At 64.9% G+C, this 21,896-nt stretch carries 13 protein-coding genes and 1 tRNA gene; 4 read left to right on the top strand and 10 right to left on the bottom strand.

Annotation, left to right across the window (positions count from 1 at the left end; all coding sequences use genetic code 11):
* Nucleotides 1-78: 78 nt before the first annotated feature.
* Genes FDY95_RS04105 through FDY95_RS04095 form a run of 3 tightly spaced genes read right to left on the bottom strand, consistent with a single transcriptional unit; the run spans nt 79 to nt 2,337 of the window.
* The gene (locus FDY95_RS04105) at nt 79-432 is read right to left on the bottom strand and encodes a hypothetical protein (RefSeq protein ID WP_138075425.1); all 354 of its coding nucleotides are present in this window, start codon (nt 430-432) and stop codon (nt 79-81) included.
* A gap of 38 nt (nt 433-470) precedes the next feature.
* Nucleotides 471-1,697, bottom strand: a complete 1,227-nt coding sequence (locus FDY95_RS04100; RefSeq protein WP_138075424.1) for a site-2 protease family protein — start codon at nt 1,695-1,697, stop codon at nt 471-473.
* The gene (locus FDY95_RS04095; protein WP_138075423.1) at nt 1,672-2,337 is read right to left on the bottom strand and encodes an HAD family hydrolase; all 666 of its coding nucleotides are present in this window, start codon (nt 2,335-2,337) and stop codon (nt 1,672-1,674) included. Before FDY95_RS04095 ends, FDY95_RS04100 begins: the two co-directional genes overlap by 26 nt.
* 88 nt (nt 2,338-2,425) lie before the next feature.
* On the opposite strand from FDY95_RS04095, the gene FDY95_RS04090 reads away from it, so the two are divergent.
* Nucleotides 2,426-2,499: transfer RNA gene (locus FDY95_RS04090), tRNA-Ile, on the top strand.
* 96 nt (nt 2,500-2,595) lie between these two features.
* On the opposite strand, the gene FDY95_RS04085 is transcribed toward FDY95_RS04090, so the two are convergent.
* The 7 genes from FDY95_RS04085 to FDY95_RS04055 form a co-directional block, all read right to left on the bottom strand.
* A complete protein-coding gene (locus FDY95_RS04085) occupies nt 2,596-3,819 on the bottom strand; it encodes a 5-(carboxyamino)imidazole ribonucleotide synthase (RefSeq protein WP_138075422.1) in 1,224 nt (407 codons plus the stop codon).
* A 23-nt stretch (nt 3,820-3,842) separates the two neighbouring features.
* Entirely contained in the window at nt 3,843-4,355 is a 513-nt protein-coding gene (gene purE / locus FDY95_RS04080) for a 5-(carboxyamino)imidazole ribonucleotide mutase (protein ID WP_138075421.1), read from the bottom strand.
* Nucleotides 4,356-4,415: 60 nt separating this feature from the next.
* Nucleotides 4,416-4,826, bottom strand: a complete 411-nt coding sequence (locus tag FDY95_RS04075) for a hypothetical protein (protein ID WP_138075420.1) — start codon at nt 4,824-4,826, stop codon at nt 4,416-4,418.
* A gap of 52 nt (nt 4,827-4,878) precedes the next feature.
* Complete coding sequence (locus FDY95_RS04070) at nt 4,879-6,177, bottom strand: dihydroorotase (RefSeq protein WP_138075419.1); 1,299 nt, start codon at nt 6,175-6,177, stop codon at nt 4,879-4,881.
* 146 nt (nt 6,178-6,323) lie between these two features.
* On the bottom strand, nt 6,324-7,304 hold the full coding sequence (locus FDY95_RS04065) for an aspartate carbamoyltransferase catalytic subunit (RefSeq protein ID WP_111476036.1): 981 nt from the start codon (nt 7,302-7,304) through the stop codon (nt 6,324-6,326).
* Nucleotides 7,305-8,056: 752 nt separating this feature from the next.
* Nucleotides 8,057-11,677, bottom strand: coding sequence for an ABC transporter permease/M1 family aminopeptidase (locus tag FDY95_RS04060; protein WP_138075418.1), 3,621 nt, complete (start codon nt 11,675-11,677; stop codon nt 8,057-8,059).
* On the bottom strand, nt 11,674-12,603 hold the full coding sequence (locus tag FDY95_RS04055; RefSeq protein ID WP_138075417.1) for an ABC transporter ATP-binding protein: 930 nt from the start codon (nt 12,601-12,603) through the stop codon (nt 11,674-11,676). Before FDY95_RS04055 ends, FDY95_RS04060 begins: the two co-directional genes overlap by 4 nt.
* A 218-nt stretch (nt 12,604-12,821) precedes the next feature.
* Between FDY95_RS04055 and FDY95_RS04050 the strand changes: the two genes are divergently transcribed.
* The 3 genes from FDY95_RS04050 (at nt 12,822) to FDY95_RS04040 (ending at nt 21,803) form a co-directional block, all read left to right on the top strand.
* Nucleotides 12,822-13,850, top strand: a complete 1,029-nt coding sequence (locus FDY95_RS04050) for a sensor histidine kinase (RefSeq protein WP_138075416.1) — start codon at nt 12,822-12,824, stop codon at nt 13,848-13,850.
* A complete protein-coding gene (locus FDY95_RS04045; protein ID WP_138075415.1) occupies nt 13,819-14,535 on the top strand; it encodes a LytR/AlgR family response regulator transcription factor in 717 nt (238 codons plus the stop codon). The genes FDY95_RS04050 and FDY95_RS04045 overlap by 32 nt, the downstream gene beginning before the upstream one ends.
* Before the next feature lie 665 nt (nt 14,536-15,200).
* A complete protein-coding gene (locus tag FDY95_RS04040; RefSeq protein WP_138075414.1) occupies nt 15,201-21,803 on the top strand; it encodes a BNR-repeat neuraminidase N-terminal domain-containing protein in 6,603 nt (2,200 codons plus the stop codon).
* Nucleotides 21,804-21,896 lie beyond the last annotated feature (93 nt).

Raw genomic sequence — 21,896 nt, 5'->3', positions numbered from 1 at the left:
GTTCATCTGCGCCCAACACCAGAAAAACCCGGCTATCTTCACTCGCGACCCGAACCACCTCACGCTGGGACTATACATCTAGTGAGGCAGGGTTTCTTCCTCGTCGGGGCGGCTGTAGAGGTTGATCCAGACCAGCTGGCGGAAGAAGTTGAACGTGTCGCAGCAGTTCGGGTCGTCCTCGTGGGGCTTGCTGCGGGCGTGGCGCACGAACAGGTCGCGGGCGTCGCCGTCGGGCAGCACCTGCAGGCCGCGCACGTAGGCCGCGTCGGCTTTGGGCAGCGCCGCTCGATTGATGACGTCGTCGGGCGTGGTGGTTTCGTTCACGTCGCGGTGACTGAGGCCGGCTTCCAGCATCTGGTCGGCAATGCGGGCCGCCAGGGTCCAGCGGTATTCGGGGGCGGTGCGGTCGGGGGCAGCAGCGGTAGTAGCCATAGGGGCTGGTACGCGGCAGCGGCGCGGGCGTTGCGCGCTTACAGCTCCACGAAAGGGGAGGGGCTGAAACAGAGGATGAACACGAGCACCATCAGCCAGCCCAGCACCCGGCGGCCGGGGGAGAGGGGCCGCTCGTCGGGCGCGGGCGGGTGGTAAATGCCCGTGAGTCGGCCCAGCAGCAGGCCGAAGAGCAGCCAGCCGGGGTTGCCGCTAATGCCCGGTAGGGCCGTGGCCACGGCCAGCTGCGCCAGCCACACGCCCGCCGCCAGCAGCGCCACGCGCCGGAAGCCCGGCAGCACCCGCCACAGCGCCGCCAGCAGGTACAGGGCGTACACCGGGCCGTAGTACAGCCAGGTCTGCCAGGAGGAATCGAGCGTGAACAAGCCCAGCCCGGCGTAGAACATAAAGGCCAGGAACAGCACCGTCGAGAGGCGGTTGAAGCGCCGGAAGCCCAGCAGGCCGTAGAGAATGTGCCCGCCGTCGAGTTGGCCGATGGGCAGCAGGTTCAGGGCCGTGAAAAACAACGACAACGACCCGGCCAGCAGCACCGGGTAGTGCAGCAGCTCGTGCGCGTCGGGCAGCAGCGCGGGGTCGGCCAGCCAGCGGGCCAGCAATTGGTAGAGCAGCGGCTGGCTGAAGGTGAGGCCCGCTGCCGGCTGGCCCTGGTAAGCGTAGCGGGCGTAGTCGGCGCCGTAGGCCCGGTAGTCGGGGTGAATCTGAAAGAGATACTCCAGCGGCGGCAGGTGCGTGAAGCCGTAGATGAGCAGCGGCACGGCCACCACGAAGCCCGCCAGCGGCCCGGCAATGCCCACGTCGAAAAACTCGCGCCGCGAAAAAATCTTCTCCCGGATGCGAATCACCGCCCCGAACGTGCCGATGCCGAAGGGCACCGGCAGAAAATACGGCAGCGACACCCGGATGCGGTTGCGCCGCGCCGTGAAGTAGTGCCCGAACTCGTGCACGGCCAGCACCCCCAGAAACGGCCCAGCAAACCACAGCCCGCGCAGCAGCTCGGCGTTGCGCGCCGCCGCTGGCAGCTGAAACACATCCAGCGGCAGCAAATCAACTCCCCCGCGCGTGAGCATCACGCCAGCCAGGGTGGTAGTGACCAGCGTGATAAGAAACAGCCCTAGGTGCAGCAGCGCCGTTCGCCATAGCGGGGGCTCGGGCCGCTCGTAGCGGCGCCAGCGCAGCAGAAAGGGCGGCAGCGGCCTCAACTGCGGGCGGGGTTTGTCGTCGTCAGGAAACAGAGTCGGGAAAGGCACGAAGGGCGGCGGGCAGGGCTTCGGTGAGGGTAGCGGGCGGCTGCAGAAACAGGGTGCGAATCCCCAGTTGCTCGGCCGTGCGGATGTGCTGAATACTATCCTCGATGAAAAGGGTTTCCTCGGGCCGCCAGTTCATTTCGCGCAGCACGTGCTCGAAAATTTCCGTCCCGGGCTTGCGCAGGCCCACTTCCTGCGAGTAGAACACTCGGTCGAGCACGTCGGCAATGCCGTGCTGCAGCCCGTACTCCCGCCGCAGCATCTCGTTGATGACGGCAATGTGGATGCTGTTGGTATTCGAGAGCAGGGCCGTCTGGTACCCCTGCCGGCGCAGCTCCCGGATGTACTCCAGCCGCTCCAGCGGCAGGTCGAGCAACATGGCGTTCCAGGCTGCGTCCAGTTCCGCGTCGGTGGCGTGGTGCAGATCATAGTGCGTGCGCAGCCCCTGCCGAAACCCCTCGGGCGTGAGCCGGCCGGTTTCCAAATCGTCGAACAGCGCCGACTGCGCCGCCTGGGTAAACTCAATGGCCGAGCCCACCCGGCTCAAGGCGCGCATGGCTTCCAGGGTGCGGTTGTAGTCGATATTGATGATGACGCCGCCAAAATCAAACAGCAGATTCGGCAAGCGAGGCGCAGCGTTCATAGCAGGAAGGTTTGGTAATACCGCTGCGAAATTGGTAGATTGCGCCGCCGAAACCAACCAGTAGGGCTTCCTCTGGGCGGTTTTAGCCGGGCCTATAGCTCAATCGGTTAGAGCAGCTGACTCATAATCAGCAGGTCGCTGGTTCGATTCCAGCTGGGCCCACTAAAAAAGCCTGTTTCCAAGCTGGAAACAGGCTTTTTTAGTTATACCCCCGCTTTTGCCAACGATCACCTGCTATTAAGCAGCAGGCGAGGGCCGCTAGACGGCGTCCAGGCCCGGCAAGCTGAGGAGAGCGGCGGCGCGGTGCGCCACGGTTTTGACGCTGGCGACGTCCGGGCCGGTGATGGTCAGGTGGCCCATCTTGCGGCCGGCGCGCGCGTCCAACTTGCCGTACAGGTGCAGTCGCGTGCCCGGCAGGCTCAGCACCGCCTGCCAGTCCGGCTCCCGCCGTTGGCCGCCGGCATCAAACCACACCTCGCCCAGCAGGTTGAGCATGATGGCCGGGGAATGCTGCCGCGGCTGCGGCAGGGGCAAGCCCGCCATGGCGTGCACCTGCAGGTCAAACTGAGACGCGTCGCAGGCGTCCAGGGTGTAGTGGCCGCTGTTGTGGGGGCGCGGGGCCATTTCGTTGACCACCAGGCCGCCGTGCGCACTGCCGTCGTCCACCACAAAAAACTCGACGCACAGCACCCCGACGTAGCTGAGGTGCTGCGCGATGGAAACGGCCGCGTCGCGGGCCCTAGTGGCCAGGGGGGGCGGCAGGTTGCCTTCGTAGGCGTGGGTTACGGCCAGAATGCCGTCGACGTGCACGTTGCGCTGCGGGGCGAAGCTGACGACTTGCCCGTCCCAGCCGCGGGCCACCAGCACCGAGCATTCGGCGGTGAGCGGCAGCATCTTTTCCAGCACGCAGGCAACGCTGCCCAGCTCCGCCCAGGCGGCAGCCAGCTCCGCGGCGTTCTTCACGCGGACCTGCCCCTTGCCGTCGTAGCCCAGGCGGGCGGTTTTCAGGATGCCGGGCAGCAAATCCGGCCGATCGGCCTGCACGGCCTGCAGCTGGGCCGGCGTTTCAATCACCGCGTAGGGCCCGCAGCTCACCCCCGAGACGTCGGCGCAGGCGGCGAAGTGGACTTTTTCCTCGATGCGGTTTTGGGCAATGCCCACCACGGCCGCGCCCGGCGCCACGGGGCGGGTCTGCGCCAGCGTTTGCAGAACCTGGGCCGGCACGTTTTCAAACTCGGTGGTAATGGCCTGGCACAGCTGGGCCAGCTGCGCCAGCCCGGCCGGGTCGTCGTAGCCGGTCCGGATATGGTGGTGGCTCACCAGTCCGGCCGGACTTTGGGCGTCCGGGTCCAGCACGGCGGTGAAGTACCCCAGGCGCTGGGCGGCGTGCAAAAACATGCGCCCCAGCTGGCCGCCGCCCAACACGCCCAAGGTGGCGCGCCGGCCCGCGGCGTCCACACTGCCCGGGTAAATTGGGGTCATGGCTGCAATGTCAGTTCCGTCGTTCATACCGGCAGCTTCATGGCGCGGGCGGCTTCCGTTTGTTCAGCGCGAAACGCCAGCAGCTTGGCCGCCAGGTCCGCATCGTGCAGGGCCAGCAGGCTGACGGCGAACAGCGCGGCATTGGCCGCCCCGGCATTGCCGATAGCAAATGTCGCCACGGGTATTCCTTTGGGCATCTGCACGATGCTGTGCAGCGAATCCACGCCCTGCAAGTGGCGGCTGGCTACCGGTACGCCCAGCACGGGCACCGTCGTTTTGGCGGCCAGCATGCCCGGCAGGTGGGCCGCCCCGCCCGCGCCGGCAATAATGGCCTGCAAGCCGCGCGAACCGGCCTGTTCGGCGTAGGCAAACAGGTCGTCGGGCATGCGGTGGGCCGACACCACGCGCGCTTCGTGGGCCACGCCGAAGTCCGTGAGAATTTGCACGGCGTACTGCATGGTTTCCCAGTCGCTGCTGGAGCCCATGACCACGCCGATCAGGGGCTTGGGGGTATCGGAGGAAGAAGGAGTACTCATGGAGAATTATTTGGTCGTCATGCTGAGGGCAGTCGAAGCATCTCTACCGCTTCGCTGTGGCTACATAGGGGGATGAAGGAAATGCTTTGCGTACTCAGTGTAGATCATCCCGCCTGCTACGAATTTGTCAATAGAAGCTCCGTAGGCTTCAGTAGCAAAAGCAAGGGCCTCTTCTACTGAATCAAACTCATATCCTGTTCCATAAGGAGCATCTTCTGGATCCAACACAGAAAACTCATGTACGTCGTGAAATCCTTCGTCACCTTCGTCAAAAGACTCGAAATAAGTGACGATAAACTGGTTTTTGTCTTTGCCAATGGATAACCATCTGATAAAGGCGGACTCAGCCTCTTGCACGTAGGACAGCCATTGCTCGACTTCCTTTCCAAGACGAACACGAGCTATTAGTTCTAGAATAGTCAGGTAGCTTGACATCGTTGCCGTTTCAGAACATTTAGCCTTCAGATTCACAGAAGTATCCTGGTAGAGATGCTTCGCGGGGCTTAGCATGACGTTCTGTTTATCAGCTATTCACCACTAGCTGTTCGCGCTCCAGCAGGATTTCCGTGCCCAGAATCACCATATCCACCCGGCCTTGCAGCGTTTGGTTGATGAAGGGCGTGTTCTGGGATTTGGACTTCATGAACTCCTTCGTGAAAGTCGTTTCCGCCTCGGTATCGAACAAAACGCACTCGGCTTGCTGACCGACTTCGATGGTGGGCACCGGCAGGCCCATCAGGCGGCGGGGCTCGGCCGAATAGCGCTTCACCACCAGGTCCCAGCCGAATTTTTCGGGCCGCACGAAATAGTGATAGAGCGACACCAGGGCCGTATCCAGGCCGGTGATGCCGTTGGGGGCGCTGATGAAATCCTGGGCTTTTTCGTAGGGCGTGTGCGGCGCGTGGTCCGTGGCAATGAGGTCGAATACGCCTTCCTTGAGCCCTTCGAGCAGCGCGTCACAATCGGCCTGCGTGCGCAGCGGCGGGTTCATCTTGTAGTTCGTGTCGTAGTCGCCGATGTGCTCGTCGGTGAACAGCAGGTGGTGCGGGGCCACTTCGGCCGTGACTTTCACGTCGCCGCGGGATTTCCACCAGCGGATGGTTTCCATGCCCAGCTTGCTCGACACGTGCTGGATGTGAATGTGCGCGCCCGCCGCCCGGGCCAGCCGGATGTCGCGGTCGATGATGATTTCCTCCGCGCAGGCCGGCGAGCCTTTGATGCCGAGGCGGTAGCTCATCACGCCTTCGTTCAGGGCGCGGGGCCCGGCCAGCTCCGGCACCTCGCAGTGACTGGCGAAAAACATCCCAAACTCGGTGGCGTACTGCATGGCCCGCAGCAGCACGGCCGGGTCGTTGGTGGTGTCCCCGTCGTCGGTCAGCATCTGCACGCCGAGCATGCGCATGCCGTCGATTTCGGCCAGCTCCTTGCCCTCGCGGTTCTTGGTGACGCAGCCGGAGGTGTACACCGGAATGCGGGAGCGGAGTTTGGCGTTGTCGAGCACGGCTGCCACCACCGCCGCCGAGTCGATGGCCGGGCGGGTGTTGGGCATCATCACCACGCCGGTCACGCCGCCGTTGATGGCCGCTTCGCTGCCCGTGGTGATGGTTTCCTTGTTCTCGAAGCCCGGGGCGCGGAAATGCACGTGGGCATCAAACATGGCCGGCATCAGCACCCGGCCGCGCGCGTCGATGACGCGGGCGCCCTCGGGAACGGCGAGGTTGGTACCGATTTCCTGGATTTTTCCTTCGACAATCAGGACGTCGCCCTCGCGTAGTGCCGGTGAATGTTCGGAGGCGATGCGGGCGTTTTGCAGGAGGAGCATGAAGGGTTGATTTCGGTAAACGGGCAAGGGGAGGAGGGAGGTTCGGGCTGTTGGAGCTGCAAAGAAAGAACGGAATCAGCCGCCGCCGGCGTGCAAGGCACGAGCCGTGGAGCTAACTCGCTACCCTGCGGCGACCAGGACCGAGGCTAGGCCGTCAGGTGCGGGAGCTGCGCGAAAGACCGCTCGAACGTCGGCTCCGACTTCGGTGCTTCCCCACCCGGCGTGAGCCAGTCCAGCACGGCCATCCGGATGGCAATGCCGTTTTCGACCTGGTTGTTGATCAGGCTGCGCTCATAGTCCATGACGGCGTCGCACAGCTCGACTCCGCGGTTCACGGGGCCGGGGTGCATGATGTAGAGGCCGCGCTGACGAATTTCCGCCAGCCGGTCGTTGGTGATGCCGTAGATGCGGTGGTATTCGCGCAGGCTGGGGAAGAACTGCACGTCCTGGCGCTCCATCTGCACGCGGAGCAGGTACACCACATCGGGCGCCCAGGCCATGGCCTCCTCGTAGTTGGTGAAGCGGCGGATGTTTTCCGGGCCGTACTTAGGCACCAACGAGCCCGGGCCGAGGTAGGCGACATCGAGGCCCAGCTTTTTCAGCAGGGTGCTGGTGGAGCGCGCCACGCGGGAGTGGAGTATGTCCCCGATGATGAGGACTTTTTTGCCCACAGGATTGGGGAATTTCTCCCGGATGGTGAAGGCGTCCAGCAGGGCCTGGGTGGGGTGCGCGTGCGCCCCGTCGCCGGCGTTGATAACCGACGCCTTGGTCAGGCGCGCAATCATGCCGGGCAGCCCGGACCGGCCGTGGCGGACAACGATGTAGTCGGTGCGCATGGCCTGGAGCGTCTCCACCGTCTCGCGCACCGATTCGCCCTTGGTGATGGAAGACTGGGCAATGTCGAAATTCGTCACCTCGGCGGAAAGGCGCTTGGCCGCGACTTCGAAGGAGGTGTGCGTGCGGGTGCTGGGCTCGTAAAAGAGCATGAGCACGGACTTGCCCTCGAGGGAGGGGACTTTCTTCACCGAGCTGGTGAACTGTTCCTTAAAGGACGTGGACTGGTCGAGCAGGAACTCGATTTCCTCGCGGTGAAGAGATGCAATGTCGAGCAGGTCTTTACGGGCCATAGCGGAGTGGAGGAAAAGTGAGGTCGTCTGGCTAAAACGGATGGTGTGAAGGCTGATTTACTGCGGCCCACGCCGGAGCCGCGGGCGGCCGGTGCGGGCCGCGGCGCTGGGGGCGGCTGCCGCGTTTGGGGGCGCGGGCGTTGGCGGCCAGGGGAGGTTTGCGGGGCGCACTTGACCGGTGAACTGGCTGCGGGGCAGCCGCCGACGAACCCAATGGGCATAAAAAAACCGTTTCGAAATCCGAAACGGTAGCGGGGCAACACCCAGAAAAAACAACGGAAATGCCAGCGGCAACATCGAAAAAACCGACGGGGGCGAGGACCTTTTGGTCCCCTCGCGGTTCCTTGCCGAGCACGGCCCCGCGCTTCATCAACGGGTTCTTTGGTTGAAGCACGGTGCAAAACTACGGCATTGTTGGGCCCGGTAATTCATCGGCAAGGTTAATTTTTTTCGCCCCGCTTTTCGCAGCTCTTGGCTTCGGGCCAACGGGCCGAACGTTGCTTGGCCAGCACAAGCCGGCCTGCTGAACGGTACTCGGTAGTTCGTGGGCGGCTTGATTTGGCAGCGCTAATCATTAGGATTAGCAGGGCATCTCATAGCCGCAACAGCTCCCTGATTTGCTACTTGGGATTACCGAAACCGGCCCCAGCACGGCAGCGCCTGCTGGGACCGGGTTTCAGGTGCTGCTTTCGGTAAAGCCATCTTCTTCAACTGGCGGGTGAAGCCCTGAAGAGTGGAAGCCTTGCAACGCGCTAGTTGTTGAAATTTAGCGCTTTGGCGTTGTCGGTCTGGTTCCAGTCGATCAATAAATTGCGCGGGTCAACCCCCACGGTAGCGGGTCGGTCAGGTAGCGTGAGGACAATCGTCTGCGGGCCGGATTTGAGCAGGTGCTTCTGTAGATAAAGCGGCTGGCCGACCTCATGGCCCGCTTCGGCGGGAGCAAAGACGCCAATTTCCACCCAGTCCCGCAGCGGCAGTTTCGTCTCGGTGCCGGCGCTGTCCACGGCCACCTTATGCGCTTGCAGAGTGAGTGTTACCTGCCACTTGCCGCCCTTCAGCTGCCGAGCGGCGGCCGATTTCGTCTGCAATTCCCAGAAGGTGTTGGCCCGAAACAGGTCGTGCAGCAGCGGCTGGAGCGAGTCCGGGGTGACTGTCTGCAGCTCTTGGTACAAATCCAGCGAAGTGGGGCAGGGGAGCGTGCCGGGGCGGTGGTGCACAAGCAGCTGCCGGAGCGCGCCGTTTACCCGGTCGCGGCCGATGTACTGGCTCAGCGCGTACAGCGCCAGGGGGCCTTTGCGGTAGTTCTGGTACCAGTCATCGGCCTGGAGCAGCGGCAGGGCGGCGCGGGTGCGCGGGGTCTCATTTTCTTCCCGCAGAAAACGCAGCAGCCGCTGCAGGTGCGCCGGGCCATACTTGTCCTCCAGTACGCCCATGGCCGAGTACCAGGCCAGGCTTTCGGTAATCAGGCCGGCACCCTCCACGTAGGCTTGCTTGAGCTGGTTGCCCCACCACTGGTGCGCCACCTCGTGCGCCACCACGGCCGTCACCAGGTCGAAGCCGCGCTTGTCAGCTTCGGGGTTCAGCAGGAAAAAGCCTTCGTCGGCCGTAATGTCGATGGGGGCGGCGTGGTGGCCGAAGCCGGAGCTGGGACGGGCCACGAAGCGCAGCTGCCGGTGCGGGTAGGGCCCGAACTGCCGGGTGTAGTAGTCCAGCGACGCCCGGGCGCTGCGGACCATGCGCGCCGGGTTCTGCGTGAGCCCCGGCGGATAGTACACCTGGATGGCCACCGCCTGCGCCGGACCGGCCGATGAGCTGCGCCATTGGCCTTGCTGCACGGCGTAATTGGCCGAGAAGAAGGCGTACTCGTTCCGAATGGGCGCGTCGGTGGCGTAGTGGAAGTAGCGGCGGCCGGCGTGGGTCCAGGTGCGGCGCAAGGTGCCCGGCGCCACCGCCGTCTGGCCCGCATCCGTGCCCACGACGGCCTCGAAGCGGACCTGCTCGGCAAAGGGGGCGTAGCGGCGGGCTGCCACGTCGCGGAGCGAGTAAGTGGCGGGCCGGGGCGGCAGACCGTAGGCTTTGCGGGCGCCGGCCTCGTCCAGCTCCCGGTAGGGCTGGTAGCCGATGACCGGCAGCCACTCCAGATTCCGGAAGCTGCTGCCGTTGGCCAGCACCTGCGCGTCGGCGCCATCATTGGCAAAGCCCCGCGCCTGGTACGTCACCTGGAAGCGCAGGCGCAGCGAATCACCGGGCCGCACCGGCCGGGTCAGGGCGTAGATGCGGTGGTCAAGCTCCGCGTCCAGCCGCACCTCCTTGGCGGGCTGGCTGAAGTGGACTTCCGTGGTCTGCACGCCGGCGCCGGTGCCCAGGTGCACCGAGTCGATGGGAACTTGGCTGTTATTCACCAGCAGGTAGGTGCCCCGGATGTCCACCGTCCGCTGCCGGGGGTACAGCTCCACCCGCAGATTTACGCCGGTGAGCAGGGGCTGGGGCGTGGCGTGGTAGCGGCGGTAGCGTTGCTCATAAGCCGCCCGCTGGGCCGTGGCAGCGACCGAGCTGGTATAGTCGTGCAGCACGTTGGTGTTGTAGAATACAAACCCGCCGGCCCTCACGAGGCCGACTACGGCCACCGCGGCCAGCCCGGCCGCCGCACCCGTGAAGCGCCGACGGGCCAGCTGAATTCGGGCCGCAACGCTGCCTTCCCGGCCCCGCACCCCGAACAGCACCGCTACCACCGCCAGCAGCAGCGCCCAGGCCGCCCAGTAGGCTTTAAACCACAGCCAGGGCGCCAGCGTGGGCCCGAAACCGGCCATGGCGGTATACGTCCAGGGCGGGCTGGCGCCGAAGATGAGCAGCTTGTGCTCGAGGCCCAGGGTAGGCGCGAAGGCCATGGCTCCGTAGGCCAGCAGCGCCACCAGGTGCCCCACAAACTTCTGGTTCACCAGCACGTGCACCGTGAGGGCCAGCAGGGCGAAGAGCAGGCAGTCAACCAGCTGCAGCCCGAAGAGCGTGTGCAGGTACAGCCCGATTTCGGGCGCCGCGCCTCCGATTGCCACCTGCGCGGCTACTGCGGCCAGCAGCAGCAGGCCCAGCCAGAGCACCAAGACCAGGCCAAGGGCCAGAAACCGGCTCAGCAGCTGCACCCAGTCCGGTACCGGGGCCGCGTTGGTTAGGTCGCTCAGGCCGGCTTCCCGCTCCCGCCACACCAGCTCGCCGGCGTAGAAAATGGTGAGCAACGCAATAACGGGCCAGAAACGCTCCGGCTGCGTGAGGGGCGCGGTCAGGTATTCCAGCACGAAGTCGGTGCGGGGAAGCAGAGGCGTGCCGCGGCCCTGCAGGTTGTTGGGGACGACGGCACCCACCAGCAGAGCTAAGGCGGCCAGCAGGGGCAGCCCGGCCTTGCTGGTGGCCAGCGGCCGAAAGGCGTGCCAGGTAATGCGGCGCAACTGGCGCAGCTGCGTGGCCCCGCCGTGCGTGCCCCGGGCCGGCGGCAGCGCTTCCCCGTTTCCCCAGCGCAGCTTCGGCCAGGACGGCGCCGCCGGCAGTGGCCGGCTACTCGCAGGTGGTTTGGGGCTTACATCGGGCAGCACCAGCTGAAACCGGAAATACGTGAACGTGAGCAGGCCCAGCGAAATGCCGAGCCACAGCAGGCGGTTGGCGAGGAAGGAGCCTTCGAGCAGCAGGAAACGCGTGTTTTTCTCCAGTGAGGTCCAGTCGTTAGACAGATGACTCAGCACCGGGCCAAAACTCATCGGGTCAGCCAGATTGCCCCATTCGCCGCCTTTTTCCAGCAGGGGCCAGATTGTGTAGGCTGCCGCGAACAAGGCCGCGCCGACCAGATAACTGGCCAAGGGCCGGCGGCTGAGCACCGCCGCCGAAAATTGCATGGTGGTGGCGAAAAAGGCGTTGGGCAGCGCGATAAAGCCAAAGGTCGTCAGGTAAGGAGCCACCCGAAACGGACCCAGAATCGCGGCTTCTACCCCGGCAAAGTGCATGGCCAGCAGCATTCCCACCGGAATGGCCAGCAACTGGAGCGCACTCAGGGCAAAGGCGGCCAGGTACCGCCCGCCCAGGTAGGCGGCTTTGCTGGCCGGGGCCGCGTAGGTGAGCAAGTGCATACGGGTCTGCACGTCGCGGGCCGCCGCCTCGCCCGCCACGGAGGCTCCTATTACCAGCCAAAACACGCAGCTGATAACCGTGACGGCGGCCATGACGATGGGCGCGTTCAGGACGATGTACCCGTCCCGCGCATCGGCGGCGTAGTTGGCAATGACCACCAGAAACGTGATAAGCAGTACGACCCCGAAGTACAGCCAAGTGGTGGCCCGGCGCAGCTGGTAGCGGAATTCCAGCGCAAAAATCCGTTGGAACTTCATAGTCCTGCCGCCTCCGTTTGCTGCTGCTCAATGGCCGGACCGAAGCAGCCCGCCAGCGCACTGAAGTAGACATCCTCCAGATCCGGCTCCGCCGCCTCAAACCCGGGGCCGGGCTGGTCGGGGCTGTACACGTGCACCAGGGTGCGGCCGCTGAGCAGCTTGGCCGAAATGATCTGGTGCTCCTGCTGTAGCGCGGGCAGGGCCTGCTTGTCGATGAGCCGGCGCCAGATGCGGCCTTGCAGCGCCGCCACCGCTTCCAGCGGCTCGGCTTCCAGCAGAATCCGGCCCTGGTTGATGATGGCCATGTTGGTGCACAGCTCGGCCACGTCGGCCACAATGTGCGTGGAGAGAATTACCACGCTGTTTTCGCCCAACTCACTGAGCAGGTTGAGGAAGCGTACCCGCTCGGCCGGGTCCAGGCCCGCCGTGGGCTCGTCCACAATCAGCAATTGGGGGTTGCCCAGCAGGGCCACCGCCACGCCGAAGCGCTGCTTCATGCCCCCGGAGTAGCCACCCAGCTTCTGCTTGCGCTTATCCCACAGGTTGGTTTGCCGCAGCAGGGCCTCGGTGGTTTCCCGGCGCGCCGTGCGGTTGGTGATGCCCTTGAGCACGGCAAAGTAGTCGAGCAGCTCCTCGGCGCTGGCTTTGGGGTACACGCCAAACTCCTGGGGCAAGTAGCCCAGCGTCTGGCGCAAGGCGTCCTTCTGGTGCACCACGTCGATGTCGCCCAACAGTAGTTGCCCCGAATCGGGCTCCTGCAGCGTGGCCAGGGTGCGCATCAGGGTCGATTTGCCGGCGCCGTTGGGCCCCAGCAGCCCATACATGCCCGGCGGAATATTGAGCGACACGTCGTGCAGGGCCTGCACGCCATTGGCGTAGCGTTTGGAAACGTTGCGGATAATCAGGCCGCTCGGGGGCTTTTTCATGGTATCGGATGGGCTGCGGTTGCGCTATTGCAGTCCGAAGCACTCCTTACCGGCGCGGAAAGCGAAACCCGATATGCTGGGGCGGGGAAGTAATCGACCAAGTGGGCGTTTGCTGCCGCCAACCCGCTGGCAAACTCGTTTTCGTCGCTCGTAGATTAAGATGCGCAACTGGTCGAGAGCAATAGGCTGGGTGGGGCCGCAACAACCACCTTTGTGCTATGGAGCGCGTCAAACACATCTTCCGGCTGATTCACCTGGGAGTCTGGGTTTTGTTCATCTTTCTGGTCGTCTTACAGCTCAAGAGTGAAACCGATGCCTACTGGCGGAGCACCGCGGCCGGATTCATAGCCACCTGTCTGTATGTTTTCTACCTCCATTTCTACCTACTGACCCAATATTCCGGTAAGAGAAAAGAAAGAGGGTACTGGCTACGGCTGGGGGCAATTGCGTTAAGCGGCCCGTTGCCCTTTTTGATTTTCCACCAGAAGCCGTTCGATGTTGGGTTTTATTCGATGTGCCTGGTTACGATAATTCCCATCTTTCTTTGCCTGAGTTGGCTGGCCCGGGTTACTGAAAATCTGGTGCTCAATACCATCCGGAAAGAGCAGCTGGAAAAGCAAGCGGCGGAAGCCGAATTGCATTATCTAAAATTCCAGATCAACCCGCATTTTCTCTTCAATACGCTCAACAACATTCACACCCTGGTCTATAAACAAGCGCCCGCCGCGCCGGAAGCCGTCATGCAGCTGGCCTCGCTGATGCGCTACATGCTGTACGAGTCCAATGCGGCCACGGTGCCGCTGGCCCGGGAGATGGACTACCTGCGCGACTACGCGAACTTGCAGCAGCTCCGCTACAAGAACAACCCGGTGGTCGACCTGCAGATAACGGGCGAAACCGAGGCCTGCCCCATTGCCCCCTTGCTGTTCATTCACCTGCTGGAAAACGCCTACAAGCACAGTCCCGCCCGCCTGCAGCCCGGCGACGTGAAGGTGCGGGTGGCGCTACAAGCCGATACCCTCACCTTCAGCGTGCAAAACCCGATAGCCCCCAAACCGGCGAATCCGCTGGAAGGACCCGGCGGCATCGGGCTGCCCAACGTCCGGAAACGGCTGGCCTTGCTGTATCCCGAGCAGCATACCTTGACCATTCAGAACACCGGCGCCACCTTTACGGTCACGCTCACTATCCACGGCCTCCACGACGTACCGGCCCATGCAAGAAAAGCTCACCTGCTGCATCATTGAGGACGAGTACCTGGCCCAGGAAATCCTAGAGGAATACGTCAGCAAAGTCCCGTTCCTGGAGCTGAAAGGCACTTACATGAGCCCCCTGGAAGCCGCCGCCGACAAGCCCGACCTGCTGTTTCTGGACATCAATATGCCGGACCTGGACGGGCTCAGCTTCATTCCGATGCTGAACCCCAAACCTATGATTATTCTCACCACCGCCTACGATCAGTACGCGCTGAAAGCGTACGAATTAGAGGTAAAGGACTATTTGTTAAAACCCTTTACGTTCGAGCGGTTTTACAAAGCAGTGCTGCGGCTATACCAAGAGCAAAGCCCCCGGCATATTCAGGAAAAAAAAGAGGAAAAAGCAGTACTGAAAAATGAGCAGGAATATATCTTTATAAAAGTGGGTCACCGTATTCAGAAAGTAGCCATTCGCGATATTCTATTCGTGGAGGGAATGAAAGATTATTTGCGCATTCACACCACGGATGAAAAAATAATGACGCTGCTGAATTTTGCCAAACTAGAAGAGCTGCTGCCCGCCCAGAATTTTGCCCGCGTGCACCGGTCCTTTCTGGTGGCTATTGACAAAATCGACCACATCGAGAAAAACCGTATCCAGATTGCCGATCAAATCATTCCCATCAGTGATACGTACGCCGATGCTTTTTATAAAATGCTGAAGGGGTTTCAGTAGAGGAGTTGGAGCGTGTTGAGGATGTTCGTTTCAAGTCATGCTGAGCTTGATCGAAGCATCTCTACCGCGTCGTCAAGGAATCTTCAACGAAGCGGTAGAGATGCTTCGACAAGCTCAACATGATGTTCTAGAAGCACTTTTGGCAAAATCCACACACGCTCTTGGTACCGGGGCTTGGTATGCCGTGCCATTCAACCACGCGACGCGAACCTTAGGACGGCGCAACCAACACGCGTTTGTACCCCGGTGGCAAAATCACGGTGAATGCGCCCCGCCAGCACTTGATTTGGTGGTTTTTTGGAAGGAGGGCAGAAAACGGCCAGGTCAGGACTGCGCCGTGAGTCGTCAGGTCGGCATTGTGCGAGAAGATGATTCCAGGGGCTGCTGAGATGGTTGATGTGCTTGCCTTTAGCGCTGGATAGAAGATAGTTAGCTGGCGAATCGGGCGCGCTGATCCACGCAGCCGTGACGGGCAGGCTACGGGGGCGGCAGCCGGCGCGCTTCGGGGCAACAGCAGAAAGTTACGTTGGCGAGTAGGGGTGATGACGCCGATGGGTGTAGTACCCCAAACGTTTGCGGCCGATGGTCCCAAACGTTTGGGGCCATCGACGGCGCTTGGGCGTTGTCAGCGACTCTTTCCTACGCCCTTTCCTAACCCATACCCAATGTCCCACCCTTACTCCCGAGTTGCCCGGCTTACCCGCGTGAGCAGCTGCCTGATGATGCTGGGGCTGCTGCTCGGCGGCCCGGCCGCTCAGGCGCAGACCACGCCGCCGCTCAGCGGCACCTACTACGTCGGTACCAGCGCCTCGCCCAACCCCAGCCGCACCTTCGCCGACCTGCCCGCCGCCATGACGGCCCTAGGCGGCGGCGTGACGGCCGGCAGCAGCGTCACCTTCACCCTGCTCGACGCGAGCTACCCCCTGACGGCCACCCTGACGGTGCCGGCCCCGGCGCTGAGCGCGGGCCAGGGCATCAGCATCGTGCCGGCGGCGGGCGTGAGTCCGGTTATTTCGGGCAGCGTGGCCGCCGGCCTGCTGCTGCTCGACGGCACCGATAATCTGAGCATCAACGGCTACGACGGCAGCACGGCGGCGCGCACCATTACCATCCGCAACGCGGCGGCGGGTGCGGCCGTGCTGCTGCGCAACGACGCCACGGGCAATGCCCTGCGCTACCTCACGCTGGAATCGGCCAACACCGGCGCCAGCAGCGGCACGGTGCTGTTCAGCACCAGCGCCACCGGCGGCACCGGCAACGACTTCAACACGGTGGCCAACTGCGACGTGCGCGAGCTGAGCATCAGCCCCAACACGGTGCCGGCCAACGCCATTTTCTCGCTGGGCACCGGCGCGGCGGTCAGCGGCGTGCCGGCCAGCACGTCCAACAGCGACAACACCGTTCAGGACTGCAACATCTACAACTTCACCGCCGGCGGGGTGTTCTTGAACGACACCGGCAACGGCGGCAACTGGACCATCAGCGGCAATAATATCTACCAGACGGCCACGCGGACCGCGGGCGGCATCCGCGGCATCCGGGTGACCTACGGCAGCGGCCACGCCATCCGCAACAACAACCTGTACCAGGCGGCGGGCACCACGGCCAGCCTGTTTTACGGCATTGCCGTGGCCAACGGCGCCAACGGGGTGGAAATCAGCGGCAACACCATCGGCGGCTCGGCCCCCGGCGCGACGGGCGCGGCCATGGCGTTTACGGGCACGGCCATCGTGTACCCGATTTTCCTCTCGGTGGGCACCACCACGCCCTGCAGCATTCAGGGCAACACGATTCGCAACATCAGCTCGGCCTCGACCAGCGTCCTGTACGGCATTGATCTGCAGAACGGGGCGGCCAACATCGGCACGGTCACGGCCAACGTCATCGGCGGTACGGGCAGCGGGCAGGGGCTGGCGGCGGCCGGGCCGCTCTACGGCATTCAGCTGGAAAACGCCGCTACCGCCACCATTCAGAACAACATCTTCGGGGGCCTTTCCACCACGGCGGGGCTGCTGACGGCGGTGTACCTGAGCGGCAGCGGCGCGGCCACCGTCAGCGGCAACACCATCAGCGGGCTGTCGAGCAACCTGACGACGGCCGCGCAGCTGGCGGGCATTCAGTCGACGGGCACCGGGGCGGTGAGCATCAGCAACAACACCCTCAGCGACATCAGCCAGAGCGGGCTTACGAGCAACCTCTACGGCATTCAGAACAACTTCGTGGCCGGCTCCAACGTGAGCGGCAACACGGTGACCAACGTGACCTACTCGGGCAGCACGACGGGCAACACGGTGTACGGCATCTGGGCCGGCGGCTCGAACACGATTTCGGGCAACATCATCAGCACAGTGCAGGCCACCGGCACTAGCAAGGCCAACCTGCGCGGCCTCTACATCGGCGGCACCGGCGCCACGCCCACCGTGACCAGCAACCAGGTGACGGGCGTGCTCAACAGCACCACCGGCACCGACGTGCAGAGCATCGGCGTGTACGTGGGGCCGACTTCGGGCGCGATGGGCGCGGCCATCGTGCGCGGCAACCGCATCAGCAACGTGGGCACCGTGAATACCACCGCCACGGCCAGCACCAACGTGGTGACGGGCCTGCAGCTCGGCTCGCTCGGCAGCGGCTCGCTGATTGAGCGCAACCGGGTGTGGAACGTGTATGGCGGCTCGGCCGGCACCGGCGCCAACGCCGACCAGGTGCGCGGCCTGGCCGTTATCAGCCCGAATACGGGCACGACGGCCGCGGGCACCTTCGCCAACAACCAGATCAGCCTAACATCCGGCACGACCAGCCAGCTGAGCTACGGCATCGTGGACGCTTCGGGCGGGGGCACCAACAACTACTACTATAACACGGTGTACCTGGCCCCGGCCAGCGCCGCGGCAGCTACCAGCTACGGTTTCTTCCGCAGCGCCACGGCCACGCCCGCCACGGTGGAGCTGCGCAACAACATCCTCTACAATGACCGGCTGGCCGCCAGCGGGGCCAACGCCTTTGCCATCGGCACGGCCAGCACGACGGGCTGGACGGCCGCCAGCAGCAACTACAACCTCTTCGTGACGCCCACGGCTGCCGTAATGGGCGACTGGGCCGGCGCGGCGCTGGACTTCGCGGGCTGGAAAACCTCCTCCGCCGGCGACGCCAACAGCTACTACCGCCTGAACTCGGCCCTGCCGGCCGCCACCATCTTCGCGGCCCCGGCCAGCGGCAACCTGAGCATCAACCCCGCTTACTACAGCACGCCGTCCGTTATCGAATCGGGTGGGGTGGCGCTGAGCGGGGTGACCACCGACTACGACGGCGACACCCGCCAGGGCGCCGCCGGCTACAGCGGCACCGGCACCGCGCCCGACCTGGGCTCGGACGAGTACAACGCCGCCGCGCCCGCGGGCATGAGCTACGACCCGGCCACCGGCACCGCCGTGGCGCAGGTGACCGGCCCGGTAACGGCCGGCAGCACCAATCAGGCCATCCTCCGGGTGGCGCTGACCACCACCGGCGCGGCCAACCCGATTTCGGTCACGCAGCTGAACTTCACCGCCGACGGCACCACCGCGCTGGCCAACATCAGCAACGCCCGCGTGTACTTCACCGGCAGCAGCCCCACGTTTAGCACCGCCACCCAGTTTGGCACCAGCAGCGCGGCCCCGGCCTTCGGCCCGACGGGCTTCAGCCTCACGGGCAGCCAGGCGCTGAGCGAAGGTGTGAACTACTTCTTCCTGACCTACGACATCGTGGCCGGCGCGACGACCGGCAACGTGGTGGACGCGGCCCTGACCGGCGTGAAAATCGGGACGGGCGCGGTGAGCAGCATCAGCAGCGCCACCGGCAGCCCGGCCGGCAGCCGCCCGATTCTGGGGCCGATGAGCGGCACCTACACCGTGGGCTACCAGCTCGGCTCGGAAACCTACGCCTCGCTGACGGCCGCCGTGGCCGACCTGACCACGCGCGGCGTGGCCGCGGGCCAGAGCGTGACCTTTCAGCTGACCAACCCCGGCGCCAGCAAGCCCTACGACGACGCCACCTCGACCCCGGCGGCCAACCGGGAAACCTTCCCCATCGTCTTCCCGGCCGCCGCGCTCAGCCCCGGCCAGGGCCTCAGCATCGTGCCGGCTACGGGCGTGGCGCCGCTGCTGGCGGGCAGCAACACCACCGGCCTGCTGGTGCTCGACGGCACCGACAACCTGAGCATCAACGGCTACGACGGCAGCACTTCGGCGCGCACCATCACCGTGCGCAACGCGGGCAACGGTCCGGCCGTGACCCTGCGCAACGACGCCACGGGCAACGTGCTGCGCTACCTCACGCTGGAGTCGGCTAACACCAGCGCCAGCAGCGGCACGGTGTTTTTCGGTACCACCACCGGCACCACGGGCAACGACGACAACCTGATCAGTAACTGCGACGTGCGCGAGCTGAGCGTGGCCCCGAACACGGTGCCGGTGTACGCCATCTACTCGCAGGGCACCGGCACGGCCACCAATGGCGTGCCGACGGCCACGGCCAACAGCGGCAACGCGGTGCAAAGCTCCAACCTCTACAACTACACCGGCGGCGGGGTATACCTGAACGCCACCGGCAGCGGCGACGCCTGGATGGTGGGCGGCCCGACGGCGGCGCTGGGCAACCAGTTTTACCAGACTGCCGCCCGCACGGTGACCAACCTGATCAACATTCGCCTGGGCATCGGCAGCAACCACGTGGTGAGCAACAACCAGGTGTACCAGGCCACGGGCGCGGTGACGGGCACGTTCTACGGCATCTCGCTGATCGGCAACGGCAACGGCGCGGTCATTGCCAATAACACCATCGGCGGCTCGGCGGCCGGCGCGACGGGCAGCCCGCTGAGCGTGAACGGCTCGTTCTACGGCCTGAACCTGGTGGTGGGCACCACCACGCCCGCCAGCGTGCAGGGCAACGTGGTGCGCAACATCAGCAACACCAGCACCTCGGCCGAAACCCACGGCATCCGCGTCGATTCCGGCTCGGGCGCGGTGAACATCGGCACTACCACCGGCAACGTCATCGGCGACCCGAACCCGACCAGCCCGGCCGTGGGGCTGACCTCGACCCGCAACCTCTTCGGCATCTCGGTGTACAGCGCCAGCAGCACGGTGATTAATGGCAATACCATCGGCGGGCTGAGCTACGTGGGCAGCAGCAGCGGCATTGCCTCGTACGGCATCTACTCCAACGTCGACAACTCGGCCCACACCATCACCAATAACACGGTGAGCGGGTTGCTGGCTTCCAACGCGGCGGCCGTGAACCTGCGCGGCATCTACGTGGGCGGCAACGGCGCTACGCCGGTGGTCAACGACAACCAGGTAACGAGCGTGCTGAACGCCTCCAACGGGGCCGCCAACACCGCCGGTATCTTCGCGGGTCCGACCAGTGGCGCCTTCGCCAGCCTGGAAGTGCGAGGCAACCGCGTGAGCAACGTGGGCACCACCGCTACGGCCGCCCTCAGCGGCGCCAACCAGTACGTGACGACCGGCCTGCTCGTCGGGGCTACGGCGGCGGCTACGGTGGAGCGCAACCGGGTGTGGAACGTGTACGGCAGCTCGGCCGGCACGGGAGCCAACGCCGACCAGGTGCGCGGCCTCGCGGTGCAGGGCGCTTCGTCGGGCAGCTACGCCAACAACCAGGTGAGCCTGGCCGCCGGTACCGCTACTCAGCAGACCTACGGCATCCAGGACGCTTCCGTGAACGGCACCAACAACTTCACCTACAACTCGGTGCTGCTGCCGGCCGCTCCGGCCGCCGCGGCCACCAGCTACGCCTTCTTCCGCAGCGCCACCACCACGCCGCCCGCCGGCTCGCTGCGCAACAACCTGCTGTACAACGGCCGCCCCGCCGCCAGCGGCGCCAGCGCCTTTGCCATCGGCACGGCCAGCACCGCGACGTGGACGGCCGCGACCAGCAACTACAACCTGCTCATCAGCCCCGACGCCAACGTAGTGGGGGACTGGGGCGGCACCGCGCTGAGCTTTGCCGCCTGGAAGGCCGCGCAGCCCGCCGGTTCGGGCGGGGATGCCAGCTCCCTGAGCGTGACGAGCACCGTGGCCCCGGCCGCCAGCCTGTTTGCCGATGTGACGACGGGCAACCTCGATATCAACCCCGCCAACCCCGAAGCCTGGTACGCCAACGGCAACGGCGTGCAGGTAGCCGGCCAGACCGCCGACTACGGCAGCGCCGCCGCCGGCCGCTCGGTGAGCGTGATGACGGGCGGCACTGACATCGGTTCCGACGAATTCACCCCGACTTCGACGCCCCCGGCCCTGACGGTGTCGGCCGCGCCCGCGCCGGGCGGCACCCAGACCTTCAGCCTGGGGGGGCGCACCCTGGCCGTGCTGACCTACGGCACCGCCGGCACCGTGCCGACGAGCGTGACGGGCCGCTACTACTCGGGCGCCAACCCGCTGAACCCGCTGGTGAATGCCCGCTACCAGAACAGCTACCTGCGCCTGGAGCCCACCGGCGGCGCGGGCTTCACCTACGACCTGACCCTGTACTACGACGACGCCCTGCTGGGCACGGTAACGCCCGAAGCCAGCCTGCGCCTCTCGCGCCGCGTCCCGGTGGGGGGCTTCTACGAGTTCTACCCGCAGTCGGTGCTCGACGCTACGGCCAACACGCTCACGCAAACCGGCCTGGGGGCCTTCGGCGACTTTACCGGCTCCGACCAAGCCGCTCCGCTGCCCGTCACGCTCACCGGCTTCGCGGCTTTCCGCGTGGGCCAGCAGGCGCTGCTGAACTGGAACACCGCCACCGAGCGCAACAGCGCGGGCTACGAAGTGCAGGTGGCCACCGACGGCCGCGCGTACCGCGCCCTGGGCTTCGTGCGCAGCGCCCTGCCCAACAGCACCGCCCCGCAGTTCTACCAGTTCACCGACACCGAGGAGGGCAAGCAGGGCCTGCGCTACTACCGCCTCAAGCAAATCGACCTCGACGGCAAGTTCGCTTACTCGTCGGTGCAGACGGTGAGCTTCGGCGCCGCCGTGGCGGCCCCGGCCCTGACGGCCGCGCCCAACCCCTTCGCCGACGAGCTGACCCTGACGCTGACCGCCGCCAGCCCGGCCCCGGCCCAGCTGACGCTGACCGATGCCACCGGCCGCGTGGTGTACGCCCAGGACCTGCCGCTGTCCGCCGGCCCGACCCGCCTCACGCTACGCCAGCTGGCCCAGCTGCCCGCCGGCCTCTACGTGGTGCAGCTGACCGCCGAAGGCCGCGTGCAGCGCGCCAAAGTGGTGAAGCGGTAAGTGAGTTGTCAGTTGCGAGTTGCCAGTTGTCAGCGTCGTTCTGAATCAGAACCTCCTGACAACTCGCAACTGACAACTGACAACCGACAACTA

The sequence above is a fragment of the Hymenobacter jeollabukensis genome (genome assembly GCF_005771675.1).
Classification (GTDB): domain Bacteria; phylum Bacteroidota; class Bacteroidia; order Cytophagales; family Hymenobacteraceae; genus Solirubrum; species Solirubrum jeollabukense.
This window is presented reverse-complemented; position numbering and strand designations above follow the sequence as displayed.